Here is a 14,674-nt window from a genome sequence, read left to right as displayed (position 1 = left end):
TCCTCGAGATTGAGGAGCGCGAATACCGTCGACGCATTAACCGTCGATCCGAATTGTGACGGGAAGTATTTCTATCCAATCGGCTGATTCTTTCGTTTTCTTTCTGATCCCCGTAATGGCTTCTCCGGTACGGGGATTTTTCTATGTCCAAACTGATGCTTGCGGACTGGGACACCGATTGGAGGGTCCTGTCCTCGGGTTTCCGCCGATGTCCAAACCGGGGTGTGTCGGAAGCGTGTTTCATGGGAGTTGTATGCCCGGAAGGGATCCGGGCGCTTGAAAGGAATTCCTATGAAGCAGAGGAAATGGTTGAGCCGGATGGCCGCGACGGCGGCCGCCATGGCGACCCTGTTGACCGGCGGCGTCGTCGCCGGCACCGCGTTGGCCGCCGACACCGACGAGCCCGGCCTGACGGCATCGAAGACGGTGACCGCGACTGACAAGCCGAACGTGTTCGACGTGAACCTGTCGGCCACGGGCCGTGACTACGCGAAGAACAAGGAGCACGCCCTGTTCGTCCTGGATCGTACCGGGTCGGTCGGCCAGAGCGAGTACGACGAGATCGCGAACATGGTCCGCGGCCTGGGCAGACGATTGATGGCGACGGGCCAGGTGCAGGTGAGCGTGGTCCTGTTCGCCGGCGGCGCGCAGGAGAAGGAATCGGTCTGGTACGACGGATACGAGAACGTGGTGACCCACAGCACCAACCCGGCGGACCTGGACAGGATCATGGTGCCCGTCTCTACTACTACTACTACTACTCATAACGGCGTCTTCTATGGCTCCGAGTATGGCACGAACTGGGAGGCCGCTTTCGACGGTGCGTCGAACGTGATGGCGCATGAGCAGCTGCCCACGGACGTGTTCTTCTTCAGCGACGGACACCCCAACACATGGGCTGGCGCGGATGGCTACAAAGAAGAAGAAGCCTATTCCCACGCGCTGTCCCGCGTGAGGGAGTTCGCCGCCTCGTACGGCGACCACATCCAGAACTTCACATCGATCGGTTTGCAGCGCGACAACCAGGACCTGTCGAAGCTGGAGCATCTGAGCAAGGACGTGTTCGGCGCGAAGGCGAAGACCGAATTCTCCTCCACCGGCGACCAGGTCTCCGAGGACCTGGAATCCAACGTCGAAAATGAGCTGATGACCGGCGGTTTCGCCAAGGGCGTGACCCTGACCGACCAGCTGAGCGGCAACGTCAAACCGGTCTCCACCGATACGAAGGGCCGTCCCGGCCTGAGCGTGGGCGTGAGCACGGACGGCGGCAAGGCGACGACCCTCGTTGAGGGCAAGGACTACGAGTACACGTACGCGAACAACCGCATCAGCGTGAGACTGCTGAACCAGCTGAAGGGCTCCCAGACCGTCACGGTCACGATCCCCGTCAAACCCACTGACAAGGTCCTCCAGCAGGCCGTCGCCGGACAGCCCGGCCCCGACACGGGAGACCCGGACACCGGCAGCCTGTCCGCCGGCAAGCACGGCTGGTATTCCAACACCGGAACCAACACCGTCACCCACACCAGCCCAAACACTGGCGCGACCGGCACAAGCACCCTGCCCAAGCCCGTCATCCCCGTCCAGGTCGCCAGACTCCAATACGACAAGAATGCCGAGACCGCGACCGGCGATATGGGCAAGGACGCGGTAACCGCGCCCGCCGGCAGCGAGCAGGCCATCGCCGCGAACAAGTTCGCCAACGCCAACTACACCTTCCAGGGCTGGAACACCCAGGCCGACGGCAAGGGCATGACCTACCAGAAGGGCGACAAGCTGACCCTGCCGGCCGGCACCACCGTCCTGTACGCGCAATGGAAGCGGATCCCCGCATCCATCCACTACGACCCGAACGGCGGCACCGGCACCACCGACGACACCAAGGGCGGCCAGGGCGACACCACCACCCTGACGCCCAACGGCTTCTCGAAGGAATGCTGGCTGTTCGATTCCTGGAACACCCGGAAGGACGGCAAGGGCACCAAGTACACCGACAAGCAGGCGGTCACCCTGAAGGGCGACATCACCCTGTACGCGCAGTGGAAGCGCGACCCCGCCTGCAAGGCCGACCTCGTGTATGACAAGAACTCGCCGGACGCGACCGGCGAGACCGCCGGCCACACCGGCTGGAAGGGCGACCAGGCGACCATCGCGGCGAACGGCTTCACCAACGAGGGCTACACCTTCCAGGGCTGGAACACCCAGGCCGACGGCAAGGGCATGACCTACCAGAAGGGCGACAAGCTGACCCTGCCGGCCGGCACCACCGTCCTGTACGCGCAATGGAAGCGGATCCCCGGCACCCTGACTTGGGTGAAGACCGACAAGGATTCCGGCGAGGTCCTCGCGGGCAGCGAATGGACCCTCACCCCGAAGGGCGGCCAGCCGACCGCCATCACCGACAACGGCGAACTCGACCAGGCAGGGGAGGACGGCGCGTTCAAGCTCACCGGCCTCGACTGGGGCGAATACGAGCTCATGGAGACCAAGGCCCCCGAAGGCCACGACCCCATCAGCGCGCCGATCACCGTCACCATCGACGCGAAGCACACCACCGTGAACATCGGCGACGTGAGCAACGCGAAGACCCCCGCCAAGGTCACCTACGACCCCAACGGCGGAGAGGGCCAGACCCCAGGCTACGACGGCCACGTGGGCGACACTCCCGAAGCCTCCGAGAACAAGTTCACCAACAAGGACGAGTGCAAGGAGTTCGCCGGCTGGAACACCCAGAAGGACGGCAAGGGCAAGACCTACCAGAAGGGCGACCAACTCGACCCGCTCACCGGCACCACCATCCTGTACGCGCAGTGGAAGGCCAAGGACGGCTGTCCAGCCGCCCCCGCCGCGTTGCAGGAGCTCGGCAAGACCGGCGCGGGCATCACGCCGATCGCCATCGGCATGGCGGCGGCCACCCTGCTGGGCGCATGCCTGATGATCCTGCGCCGGCAGCGCCACGCACGCCACGCCTGACATAGGCCGATTGACGAAAGAGCGGGGCCGGCCGGCCATGTGAACCGCGGCCGGGACCCGCTCTTTCCCTTTCCCACCGAATCTTTAAAGGAAGAAATCCAGATGAAGAATCCACATAGTCTCGAAAAACCCGCCGCGACGCTGATCGCCGCGGCCACGCTGCTGGCGGGCATGGGCCTGCCCCCGGCCGCCCTCGCCGCGGACGGATCCGCCTCCGCCCCATCCTCATCCGCATCCGGCAACGGCGCGGATGACAAGGACCAGACAAACGCCGGTGACACCACCACCTGGACGCTGATGGGCGCCGTCCTCACGGCCGACGACAAGGGCACGCTCACCCTGCCCGACGGACAGTCCCTGCCCACGTTCGACAAGCGCCCCGACAATGCCAGCGTGCAGGGATCCGACGGCACCACCATCCCGCTGACCCTCGCCGACGCGGCCGAGGAGCATCCCAACCTCGGCGTGACCACGGGAACCGGCATCCTGACCGCCGAAGCGAAGGACGGCCACCCCGCCGTCCACGTGCCCGCCACCTGGACCACGGGCACGGCGACCACGCTGAGCGACGGCACCCCGTTCACCCTGAAGGACGGCGTATGGCAGGCATCCTACGGGCGCACGCTCACGCTGAAGGACAACAACGAGCCGCCCGTGAAGAACATCGGCCTGTCCGACGGGTCCAAACACGAGATCACATGGGGCGAACCCACCCTCAAGGACGGCAAGGTCGTGCGCGAGGGCACCGCCTCCGGCGAGATCCAGGGCCAGAAATGGCAGGCCACCCTGACCGCCGAACGAGACACCGACCACACGGGCCTCACGCAGGCCATCGGCGCGGCCCGCCAGGCATACGACCAGGGCGCCGGCGAATACACCGCCAAGAGCCTCGAAGACCTGGCCGGCGCGATCGACCAGGCCGGCGAGCTCGACCGGACCGGCGCGACCGACGAGGCCATGGAAGCCATGCGCGACCGGCTCGCCGAAGCCGTCGGCAACCTGGACACGATCATCTGGAAGACGGACGGCACGACGCTCTCCCACGAGAAGGGCCAGGGCTACGACGGCAAGGCCCCGGACACGAGCGACACCGCGCCCGGCGACACCGTGGCGCTGACTTCGAACGACCCGACCCTGGGCAAACTCGGATCCACCACCATCCCCAGGATCCAGACCGACGATCCGGCCACGCTGACGGACGAGGACCTGGGCGTGGCCCGCGCCACCGGCACCGCCCACTACAAGGGCACAGTGCCGAACGGGAACCGCACGGCCACCTGGAGCCAGGACTACTCGTACACGATCGGCACGCGCGTCAAGGCGACCGGCCCCGACGGCAAGGCCATCGGCTTCACCAAAGGCAGCGGATACCTGTCCGCCACCGTCACCGTGAGCCTCGACCATGCGAACCAGCCCAAGGACGCGGACGTGACCATCGACGGCCAGAGCGTGCAGGTCACCTGGAGCGACCAGGTGCGCACCACCACGACCGACACCACCACCACGTACACCCGCCAGGGGCGCGTCGAAGGCGACGTCAAGGTCGCGGGCACCGACCGGACCCAGCACTGGATCGTATACGTGACCGCCTCGCGCACCGAAGGCCACGTCGCCGGACTGAGCCTGATCCAACGCAAACCGGACGGCACCACCAGCCGCCACGACATCGGCGGCTTCGACCCGTCGAAGCACGAGTACACGATCACCATGCCCGCCGACGCCGTCGCCGACCAGTACACCCTCGGCCACACCAGCGCCGCCGGCGACAAGGCCGACGTCAGCGAGGGCACGCCGATCGCCCCGACCCTCGGCGCGAACGCGAGCCGCATCCTCAAAACCACCCTGAACGGCGTGACCTACACCGTGACCGTGAACTTCGAGACGGCCAAGCCCACGGCCTCCAACCCGCACGCGCGCCTGACCGGCCTGTACGTGAACCTCACAGGCAAGACCGGCAAAGGCACGCTGATCGACGGATGGGACCCCGACGTGCTCGACTACACGATCCGCATCGGCGCGAACGACCCCGGCGCGTACATCCTGCCCGAAGCATCCGACGACGTGACCGTCAAGGCCGGCGACGTGCGACGCGCCGGCTACGCCACCACCCAATACTGGACCACAAGCTCGGCCGACGGCCAGTCCCGCACATACAGCGTGACCGTGATCCGCGACCACGAGACGCCGACCGCCGAGGAGGCGTTCAAACCTGGAGCCGCCAAGGACCCCGACGGGCACACGCCCGCCGCGAGCCGCGACGACACCACGCTCGTGAGCCACGGCTACATTCTGAATGGCGAATACCGCGCCGTGAAGGACACGGACTACACCATCCCCGAGGGCGGCACGTTCGCCTACGCGAGCAGGCAGGGCCAGACCGTGCAGGTCTCCGAATCGAAGGTCAAGGGCATGACCTGGAAATACACGCTCAACATCCTCGCACCTGACGGCGTGACCCTCGCCAGCCCCGCGCCCACGTTCACCGTCACCTACCTCACCCAGGCGACGCACGAGGCCGCCATCACGGCCATCATCGTGGACGGCAGGGCCATCGGCGGCTTCGACCCGGCGAAACACGAGTACGAGACGCAGGTCGACAACATCGACCACTGGACCGCGTCCGCCGACTTCGACAAATCGACCGGCATGGGCGTCATCATCCACAAGGACCGCGCCAAGGCCACGATTACCGCCACCAGCGCCGACGGCCTCGCCACGGCCACGTACGCGCTCAAGGTCGGCGAGAAGCCCCTGGCGCTCAACCGCTCCGGCACCGACGGCGCGACCGTGGAAGGGCTCGCCAGCACGGGCGTGAACACGTCCAGCCTGATCAGCGTCGTCGCCGTGCTCCTCGCCGCCGGTGTCGCATGCCTGGCTGCGGGCCTGACCCGCAGTCTGCGTCGCGGCAAACGCGACGACGCCCCGTCCGACGACGCCCCGTCCGACGGCGACGCCGGCGAAGCCGGCGGACAGGTCGCCGAATAGACGATAGACGAGCATTCCCGACCGTCTTACACACCGGGGTCCCGGCCGACGCCCAACCGCGCCGGCCGGGACCCTCGCTTTTGTCCAAACCGGGCCGCCGTTCACGGCCGTACCGTGGGCATGTCATCGGAAACCTAGTCGAAAGGAACCATCATGTCCGAGACAATCACCCTCGCCGCCGGATCCAGCGGCGTGGTCACCAGCGCCCTGCAGCTGTTCAGCCAGTTCGCCATCATCGGCGGTGGCCTGTGGGCCGTATGGGGCGTCATCACCCTGGCCGGCGGCCTGAAGGACCAGAACGGCCCGGCCACCCAGTCCGGCGTCTGGCAGGTCGTCGGCGGCGGCCTGATCATCGCCGCCGCGGCCCTGTTCTCCACCCTCGCCCTGTAGACGGGAGGCCACGCATGGTCGATTTCATCGTCGGCATCCTCAACTCGATAGGGTCCGGCGTCGGCGACGACCTCGTGGCCGACCTGCTGAAGACCCCGGCCGAATACAACGCCGGCATGTACAGGCTGAGCCTGACCATCGCCGGCACGGCCGTCAAACCCATCGCCAGCACGATCCTCGCGATCCTGTGCGTCCTGGAGCTCGCCAGGGTCAGCACCAGGGCGGACGGCGACCGCGAGCTGGGCGTCAAGCTCGTCGCCATGGCGATGTTCAAGCTCGTGCTCGTGTTCACCGCCGCACAGCACAGCGAACTCATGCTCAAGGCCATCGACGAGATCGGCGAGGGCGTGCTGGGCGGCATCCACACCGCCGCCCCCACCGCGGGGTCCGCATCGGGCCTCGGCCTGGGCGACAGCATGCGCGACGCCATCGACTCCGCCGGCACGTTCGGCCAGATCCCGTGCCTGATCCTGCTGATCATCCCGTTCCTCGTCTCCAAGGGAGCGACCATCGTCGTCACCGTCGTGATCCTCCTGCGGTTCGTGCAGATCTACATGCTCACCGCGTTCAACCCGCTGCCGATCGCTTTCATCGCCCAGGAAGAGACCCGCCAATGGGGCGTCAACTACTTCAAGCAGTACGCGTCGCTGGTGTTCCAGTGCGCCACCCTCTACCTGGCGATACTCATGTACCGCACGTTCGTCGGCGGCACGCTGAGCCCGAGCAAGTACAAGGACGGCGACAGCCTCTCCGGCTGGGTGCTCGACAACTTCACCGGCCTGCTCCTGGCGAGCGTCATGCTCATCGGCATCGTCATGGCGGCCAACTCCGTCGCCAAGAAGCTCTTCGGCGGCGAATAAAGCACAACGCAATCCACGGAAGGGGAGCAATCATCATGGCGTTGCAGATGCCCGTCTACAGGGAGCTGACCACCATCGAAAGCAAGGTGTTCATGGGGATGAGCTGGCGGCAGTGCCTCGCCGCCGTCATCCTCGCCGTCGTGTGCGGGGGAGGATACGTCGGCCTGTGGCTCGGCCTGGACGTCGACCCCAACCTCGCCATGTACCTGATCTTCCCGCCCGGCCTGCCCGTGGCCGTATGGGGATGGGTGAGGCCCAAGGGGCTCATGCCCGAGAAATACCTGAAATACATCCTGCGCCACTACACACAGCGCGAGGTATACCTGCTCGACGGTCCGGGCGGGCCCTACCGCACCGGCGCGAAACCAACGATCAAGGAAAGGTGAGGAATGTTCGGCAAGAAGAAGACCCGCGACCCGGCCGCGGCCGAGGCCAGGACGAGGGAACGCAGGAAGAAGGCGACGCACCTGCCGAAGGGCGTCAAGCAGCTCATCGGCTACGACGCGATGCTGCGCAGCGGAATCGCCAGCCTGGGCGACGACCGGTGGAGCGCCACCATCCTCTTCCAGGACATCAACTACCAACTGAGCCCGGAATCCCACCAGATGGAGATCATCGACCGGTGGGCCAAGCTCATCAACAGCTTCGAGGCCGGCCAGAGCGTGCAGATCGCCTCCTACACGCGATCCCGCGGCGTGCGGGAGATCCTCGCCGACGTGATGATGGACGAACAGGGCGACAGCCTCGACCACTACCGGCTCGACTACAACCGGCTCGCCCAGGGCAAGCTCGAATCCGTCAGCCGCGACACCAGCACAGTGAAGACCCTCACCGTCACCGTCCGCGAAAGCGACGAGCAGGCCGCCGTCGCGAGCCTGAACGCCCTGTGCAACAACCTCGTCAGCCAGATGCGCTCCATCGACGCGTGCAAGGCCACGCGCCTCGACCGCGAGCACCGTCTGAGGCTCATGGCCGAGGTGCTCCGCCCCGGCGAGGAGTTCCGGTTCAACGAACGCCGGTTCGAGCACGCGCCCGGCAAGCCCGACACCAAGGACCTCGTATGCCCGTGGAGCATCGACGCGAGGAACCCCATCCAACTGGACATCGAATCATTGGAGTCGAAGTTCCTGCACCGCACCATGTGGGTGTCCGGTCTGCCGCCGGAACTGAGCGACCAGCTGGTCAACGACCTGACCGGCCTGCGCGCCCGCGTCGACGTGAGCATCCACCTCGCGCCCATGGACCGCGGCGAAAGCATGACGCTCGTGCGCCGCAAGAACGCGGAGATCAAGATGCAGGTCATGGACCAGCGGCGCAAGAACCGCAAGCAGGGCCTCGACCCCGACGACCTGCCCGACGACCTCGCCGACCAGCAGGAGCAGCTCGGCCAGCTGCGCGACGAGCTGCGCACCACCAACCAGAGGCTCGTGGACTCGATCATCGTGATCGGCGTGTCCGCCGCGAGCCAGGAGGAGCTGGAGGTCGCGTGCAGGAACGTGAAGGCCAAGGTCAACGCCCAGTCGTGCACGGCCGAGAGCCTCAAGTTCATGCAGATGGAGGGGCTGACGGCGGAACTGCCGCTGGGCAACAACCCGCTGCCGATGAAACGCACCCTGACCACGAATTCCGCGGCCATCCTCATCCCGTTCACCACGCAGGAGGTCTTCGAGCCGCACGGTCTGTTCTATGGCAGCAACGCCCGCTCCGGCAACCCGATCCTCGCGGACCGGCGCAGCCACATGAACTCCAACGGGTTCGTGCTCGGTACGTCCGGCGGCGGCAAGTCCTTCACCGTCAAACAGGAGATCGCCGGCATGTTCCTCAACAGGGACGACGAGGTGATCGTCATCGATCCGGAACGCGAATACCTCGCCCTCGCGGCCGCGTTCGGCGGGCAGATCATCCAGATCAGCGCCGGCACCGGCACGCGCGTCAACCCGATGGACATCGTCCTGGACGACGACGCGGCCTCCGACCCCGTCAAGGACAAGACCAACAACGTGGTGAGCATGGTCGGCGCGCTCATCGGAGGCATCGATGGACTCGACCCGCTCCAGAAGGGCCTGGTGGACCAGTGCGTCAGCAACCTGTACACGCGCTACCGCAACCAGGGCGGCGGCGTCACCCAGCCCACATTGCAGGACCTGCACGACGAGCTCCAGGCATGCGGCAACGACGAGGGCCGGTACCTCGCCGACGCGCTCAACCCGTACATCACCGGAAGCATGAGCGGCTTCAACGGGCAGACCAACGTCGACCTTTCCAACCGGTTCACCGTGTTCGACGTGTCCGGCCTGTCCGGCGAGCTGCGCACGTTCGGCATGATGGTCGTCATCGACCAGGTGTGGAACCGCGTGATCCGCAACAAGGCCGCAGGCCGCCGCACCTGGCTGTACGTCGACGAGTTCCACCGCTTCTTCTCCAACCAGTACTCAGCCGCCCAGTTCAAGGACATCTACAAGCGTGCCCGCAAATACGGGCTCGGCGTCACAGGCATCACCCAGAACGTCGAGGAGATCCTCGACCTGCAGGACGCGCGCGAGATGCTGTCCAACAGCGATTTCCTCATGCTCCTGAGCCAGAACAGCACCGACGCGGACGCATTGTGCGAGCTGCTGAACCTGAGCGAGGAGCAACGCCAGTACTTCACCGGCGTACTGCCCGGCCAGGGACTCATGAAGATCGGCAGCGCCTTCGTCCCGTTCGACGGACGCATCCCATCGGGAGGCGACCTCTACCGGCTGTACTCCACCAGCTTCCAGGAAGGAAAGTAGCGCATCATGAGCAAGGCCCATGCCCGCCACGCGGGCGCACGCTCCGCCTACCGGGCCACGCGCCGCGTCGACACGGCCGGCGCGTGGCGGCAGACCGCCCGCCGCCGACCACAGGCGGCGGGCCCGTGGCACGGGTATGAGCCGTCGCCTGCCACCGCGGCCCCATACCGATCGGAATACACCCAACGCCGTCAGCAACGGCAGCCGGTCCGGGCGTCATACGACGGCGCGGGCCAGTCCCACCGCCATCGCCGGTACACCGTCCAGACGCAATCGCATGCCGCGACGACACCGATACGGCGGCACGACCACACGTCGAACCGATACCGGATCACCGGTAGCCGGACCCGCGTGCCGGCCACCCGGACAGGCGCGCGGCACACCGCATACGCCCGGACCGGAAGCCCATACCACCTGCACGGCGGATACGGGCGAAGGACCGCCCACGCCGCGGGAACAGACCGGACGACCCGGACCGGGACGGCGGGAGGACGGAGGGCCTTCCGAGGCGTCGCGCCGACACGATACACGACGGCCACGGCCCGCGCCCATGCCGTCGCCCCGCACCCGGACAGCATCCGCGTCCGTCGCGGGACTGGCCTGCGCGACCGGCTGGGCCGGGCCACCACCATGACGGTGTCCAACGCGGCGCAGGCCGGCGTCGACCGGACCGACATCGCCGACACCATGGGGCACACCGCCATGGAACTGACCGCCAGGGCCTCAATGGCCGCCGGCGCGACGGGCGCGTACGCCGTCGGCCATGCGGCCGGACGGACCCGCGACGTCATGACCCGTCCCCAACGAGCCATGGTCGCCGTATACAAGGCCGAGGAAAAGACAGCGAGGCAGCTGGACAGGGCGCTGCGGAAAGGCAAACCGGGCGCGGCCAGGGCCAAACGCGTCGCCGACGCGAGGAAACGCGCCGGCAAACCAATCGTATTGTCCGACGCGAAGCCCAGCGCCCGCATCGGCGGGTTCGCCGCCAAGGGCAAGGCGAGCCGGCGCATCGGAAAACATGTCGGCGGGGGACTGAAAAAGGCCGGCAGGGGCGTCAAACGCCTCGGCTCGACCGGCCTGGACTGGATGGACGAGGCATCCGCGCGGATCACCGCCGCGGACGACGACCCCGCGTCGCAGCTGGGCGACGCCACACGCGACCTGACCTTCAAGGCCGTCCGGAAGGGCGTCAGGGGAGTCACCTCGTCCGCCCGGTTCATCTGGCGTCACCGCCACGCGCCCTCCAGGGCCGTGCGCGGCGTCAGAGCCGCCGCCTCGACGGGCGCGCGCGTGGCCCGCGCCGCCGCGAACCTCGTCCGTGCGGCCGCGTCCCGCATTGCCGCCGGGGCCGCCTCCATCAGCCTCCCCGTCCTGCCGATCATCGCGGCCATGATCGCGGTGCTCGGCGTGCTCCTGGCCGTCATGGGCGCGTTCCTGGGATCCAGCGCCAGCGAATCCACCGGCGTCGCGAACGTGCCCGCCGAATACGAGGCCGACGTGGTCCGCGCCGGATCCATCTGCCCGACCGTCACGCCGAGCATCATCGCCGCCCAGATCGAACAGGAATCCAACTGGAACCCGAAGGCCGGCAGCTCCGCCGGAGCGCAGGGCATCGCACAGTTCATGCCGTCCACCTGGGCGTCCGCAGGCAAGGACGGCGACGGAGACGGCAAGGCCGACATCTGGAACCCGCACGACGCGATCTGGAGCCAGGGCAACTACATGTGCGGCCTCGCCTCGCAGGTCGAGACGGCCAAGAAGTCCGGGAAACTGACCGGCGACACGTTGGAGCTGACCCTCGCGGCGTACAACGCCGGCCTCGGCAGCGTGCTCAGATACGGCATGGTGCCGCCCTTCGAGGAAACCATCAACTATGTGCGGCGGATCAAGGAACTCGCAGCGACCAAATACACCGCAACGGGGACCGCCGAGGGTGGCACGGTCGGCTCCCTCGAACCGAAACTGACGGTCTCCGGCGGCATCGTGTCCACGGCCGGCATCACGCCGGACACGAGATACCCATGGGGGCAGTGCACCTGGTGGGCCGCGACCAGAAGAGCCGACATAGGAAAACCGATACCAGGGTGGGGCAACGCCGCCACATGGGCAGGTTCCGCGGCGTCGGCCGGCTACACGGTGGACGGCTCCCCATCCGCCGGCAGCGTCATCGTGTTCCAACCGGGAGTATTGGGCGCGTCCGCCGACTACGGGCATGTCGCCATGGTCGAGGAGGTCCGCGGGGACGGGTCGATCCTGATCAGCGAGTCCAACGCGCTTGGCCTCGGCGTCGTATCCACACGCGAAATCAGCGCCTCCCAACTGGCCGCAGCCGGAAATGGCGTCCGCTACATCCACTGAAAGGAAAACCAAGCATGGAACCAAAGAGGAACAGGATCATCGCCGCGACGGGATTTGCGGTCGCGCTCCTCATCCTGGGAGGAAACGTCGCGGTGATATGCGCCGGCAACGGAACCGCGGAGGACACGCAAAGCACCGTCGCCCGGCCGCGAACGAAAACCGAACCCGGACAAAAAACGGCTGGAGACGAAGAGACCGAGCCGGCGACGCCGACGGAGGATGATCCGTGCGCCGACCTCGCGCCGAAAGCGCTCGGCGTCTACATGGGCGACGAACGAGGCCAACTCGAAGGCGAATACTTCACGCCGGATGCCGCCGGCCTCGACATACCGGCATCATCCATAGCCCCGCAGCCATTGCCCGAGACCGAGTTCACCGGCTTCCCCGTGTCCACGGGGCGGCGGGTGGCGACATGCGCCGTATCCACCGGGCTGGAGGCATCCTGGGTGCTTGACTACACGCTCACTGACGACGGCTGGCGATGCGCGGCGGTCAAGGGCCCATTGGAAGGCGGATACCGGGTGCATGAAGGCAAACCAGAGGAACAAAAGTGATGAAGGCAAACGAACAGGATCAGCCAGTCCTCATCAAAGACGAGGGCGGAGAGGAATGACCAGGATCGACAGGAAGACGGGTGAGCCGATTCTCAGCCCCAAGCTTACGGTCGACCAGCTGTACGCCATGGCCAACGAGCCCGGTTGGCGTCCATGGATGCGCCTAATCGCCGAACATCCAAACGCGTGGCCCGGACTCGTTGACTGGTGGCGCACCGCGCAGGAGCAGGGCTTCGACACGGCCGGTGCCGCGCCGGAACCGCCCGAATCCATGCGCGGCCGCCGCCGCGTCGCCATACCGGCCGCTCCGCTGCCGCCGGAGAACGGGGCCGAGCCGGAAGCGGCCGACCCCGTCGGATCCACCGACGGATGGGAATCCGTGCCCCTCGCATCGGAGGAGGGTCTCGCCGCCGATCCGGCACCGTCCCCGCCCGAGCCGGAAGAGGACGCCGGGCGGCAATCCCCGGACCCCGACCGTCGCGAGGAGCCGGAACCGGAGACCATGCGGGAGGCCCTGGACGACGCCGACGACGACTTCGCCGCGCTCGAACGGGTCGCCGACACCGAGCCGTCCACCATGGACATCCCGCCCCTGCCGGAACCGGCGGAAACCGAACCACCGATGGACGACGGAACGGACACCGACCCCTTCGCCGACGTCAGGGTGCGCCGCGCGATCCCATGGAAGGCCATCGGCATCACCGTCGCCGCACTCCTCGCCGTCGGACTCATGGCCGGCGGGGGAGTCATGCTCGCCCGCCACCACGGCGAGGAGACGGCCCGGCGGACGCTCGCCCAAGCGACGGCCGACTGCCGGCAGGCGCACGACACGGCCGGCCGGCAGCGGGACGCATTGGAACAGGCGGTGGAAAAGGCCCGCCGGCTCACATCCGCCACAGGCAAGGACCAGGTCACGGACCAATCCACCCTCGACGCCCTCGACAAACTCGCCGGCAAGGCCATCCCGAAGCTTCCCTCATGCCCCGTCTCGGACCCGGATACCGGCCGCGTCTCCACGGCCGGCAAGGAATACAAACGCCGCACCCAGGCGCTGCGCGACGCGATGGACAAGATGAACCGGTCCATCCTCGACAAAACCGTGAAGGACGCGAAAAAACTCCACGACGAATCCGCTGGGAAGGTCGCCGACGAGAGCACCCGCACGGACCTCGCCAAGGCGATGGAGAGCCGCGACGCGGACGCCATCCGCAAAGCCATGGACAAGGTGAACCGGTCCATCAAGGCCAAGCAGGACGACGACAAAGCCAAGGAAGAAGAGGCCCAGGCACAGGCCGCGCAGCAGCAGGCGCGGCAATCCCAGCAGTCCGTGCCGTCCACGGGTGGCCAGACCACGCGCCGCAGCGGCGGCTCCACGTATGGCGGCACCACCGGCCGGACCTACGGGGGAACCACCGGAAGAACCACCACGCCCGCGCCATCGGCCCCATCGACGCCATCCACACCGACCCCGCAGCCTGCGCCGTCGACCCCGTCGAAGCCATCAGGCACCGACGGCGCGACCGTCGGCTGAGAACGAAAGAATAGGTGATGGACGAGCTTCCTTTGGCGGATGCTCCCTGATCCGCGTATCATTGTTTCCGAGCCATTGTAGACCGCTCAATCGTCGCATTGGCGACAGTTACGCGGCTAAACGCGGCTGGTTCGTATTGCCGGCCACGTTTAGCCGTTTTTTCGTTTTGACGGCGATGGCTGCTATCGGTATATACCGAAATGCCGATATACCGAAATGTTACATAAGGGTGTAAAATATTCCATTAGG

Annotated in this window: 10 protein-coding genes; 9 read left to right on the top strand and 1 reads right to left on the bottom strand. The window is 66.8% G+C overall.

Features of this window, described 5'->3' with window-relative positions:
• The first annotated feature begins 291 nt into the window (after nt 1–291).
• From NBH12_RS07320 to NBH12_RS07295, 6 genes are all read left to right on the top strand, one after another.
• Nucleotides 292–2,973 (top strand): InlB B-repeat-containing protein, encoded by a 2,682-nt coding sequence (locus NBH12_RS07320; RefSeq protein ID WP_052829006.1) that lies wholly within the window; start codon nt 292–294, stop codon nt 2,971–2,973.
• A 102-nt stretch (nt 2,974–3,075) separates the two neighbouring features.
• Nucleotides 3,076–5,958: a hypothetical protein gene (locus NBH12_RS07315; protein WP_052789802.1), complete on the top strand. Its 2,883-nt coding sequence runs from the start codon at nt 3,076–3,078 to the stop codon at nt 5,956–5,958.
• A gap of 153 nt (nt 5,959–6,111) precedes the next feature.
• On the top strand, nt 6,112–6,348 hold the full coding sequence (locus tag NBH12_RS07310) for a hypothetical protein (protein WP_015713690.1): 237 nt from the start codon (nt 6,112–6,114) through the stop codon (nt 6,346–6,348).
• A 14-nt stretch (nt 6,349–6,362) separates the two neighbouring features.
• Complete coding sequence (locus NBH12_RS07305; protein WP_003831751.1) at nt 6,363–7,208, top strand: VirB6/TrbL-like conjugal transfer protein, CD1112 family; 846 nt, start codon at nt 6,363–6,365, stop codon at nt 7,206–7,208.
• Between the two features lie 35 nt (nt 7,209–7,243).
• On the top strand, nt 7,244–7,594 hold the full coding sequence (locus NBH12_RS07300; protein WP_003831752.1) for a PrgI family protein: 351 nt from the start codon (nt 7,244–7,246) through the stop codon (nt 7,592–7,594).
• 3 nt (nt 7,595–7,597) lie between these two features.
• Nucleotides 7,598–9,982, top strand: a complete 2,385-nt coding sequence (locus tag NBH12_RS07295; protein WP_015713687.1) for a VirB4-like conjugal transfer ATPase, CD1110 family — start codon at nt 7,598–7,600, stop codon at nt 9,980–9,982.
• Between the two features lie 216 nt (nt 9,983–10,198).
• On the opposite strand, the gene NBH12_RS07290 is transcribed toward NBH12_RS07295, so the two are convergent.
• On the bottom strand, nt 10,199–10,429 hold the full coding sequence (locus NBH12_RS07290) for a hypothetical protein (RefSeq protein WP_131221391.1): 231 nt from the start codon (nt 10,427–10,429) through the stop codon (nt 10,199–10,201).
• A 183-nt stretch (nt 10,430–10,612) separates the two neighbouring features.
• Here NBH12_RS07290 and NBH12_RS07285 point away from each other — a divergent pair, with 183 nt between their 5' ends.
• Genes NBH12_RS07285 through NBH12_RS07275 form a run of 3 tightly spaced genes read left to right on the top strand, consistent with a single transcriptional unit; the run spans nt 10,613 to nt 14,425 of the window.
• Complete coding sequence (locus tag NBH12_RS07285; RefSeq protein WP_081293746.1) at nt 10,613–12,340, top strand: lytic transglycosylase domain-containing protein; 1,728 nt, start codon at nt 10,613–10,615, stop codon at nt 12,338–12,340.
• A gap of 14 nt (nt 12,341–12,354) precedes the next feature.
• Nucleotides 12,355–12,894, top strand: coding sequence for a hypothetical protein (locus NBH12_RS07280; protein WP_003831755.1), 540 nt, complete (start codon nt 12,355–12,357; stop codon nt 12,892–12,894).
• Nucleotides 12,895–12,949: 55 nt separating this feature from the next.
• Entirely contained in the window at nt 12,950–14,425 is a 1,476-nt protein-coding gene (locus NBH12_RS07275) for a hypothetical protein (protein WP_052790821.1), read from the top strand.
• The last annotated feature ends 249 nt before the right edge of the window (nt 14,426–14,674 follow it).

This window comes from Bifidobacterium sp. M3-N-101 (assembly GCF_023656805.1).
Classification (GTDB): domain Bacteria; phylum Actinomycetota; class Actinomycetes; order Actinomycetales; family Bifidobacteriaceae; genus Bifidobacterium; species Bifidobacterium breve.
The sequence above is the reverse complement of the archived record's forward strand: the minus strand, read 5'-3'. Positions and strand labels throughout refer to the sequence as shown.

Coding starts and splice junctions, on each gene's coding strand:
- NBH12_RS07320 (WP_052829006.1), top strand. CDS start 292: ATGAAGCAGAGGAAATGGTTGAGCCGGATGGCCGCGACGGCGGCCGCC.
- NBH12_RS07315 (WP_052789802.1), top strand. CDS start 3,076: ATGAAGAATCCACATAGTCTCGAAAAACCCGCCGCGACGCTGATCGCC.
- NBH12_RS07310 (WP_015713690.1), top strand. CDS start 6,112: ATGTCCGAGACAATCACCCTCGCCGCCGGATCCAGCGGCGTGGTCACC.
- NBH12_RS07305 (WP_003831751.1), top strand. CDS start 6,363: ATGGTCGATTTCATCGTCGGCATCCTCAACTCGATAGGGTCCGGCGTC.
- NBH12_RS07300 (WP_003831752.1), top strand. CDS start 7,244: ATGGCGTTGCAGATGCCCGTCTACAGGGAGCTGACCACCATCGAAAGC.
- NBH12_RS07295 (WP_015713687.1), top strand. CDS start 7,598: ATGTTCGGCAAGAAGAAGACCCGCGACCCGGCCGCGGCCGAGGCCAGG.
- NBH12_RS07285 (WP_081293746.1), top strand. CDS start 10,613: ATGACGGTGTCCAACGCGGCGCAGGCCGGCGTCGACCGGACCGACATC.
- NBH12_RS07280 (WP_003831755.1), top strand. CDS start 12,355: ATGGAACCAAAGAGGAACAGGATCATCGCCGCGACGGGATTTGCGGTC.
- NBH12_RS07275 (WP_052790821.1), top strand. CDS start 12,950: ATGACCAGGATCGACAGGAAGACGGGTGAGCCGATTCTCAGCCCCAAG.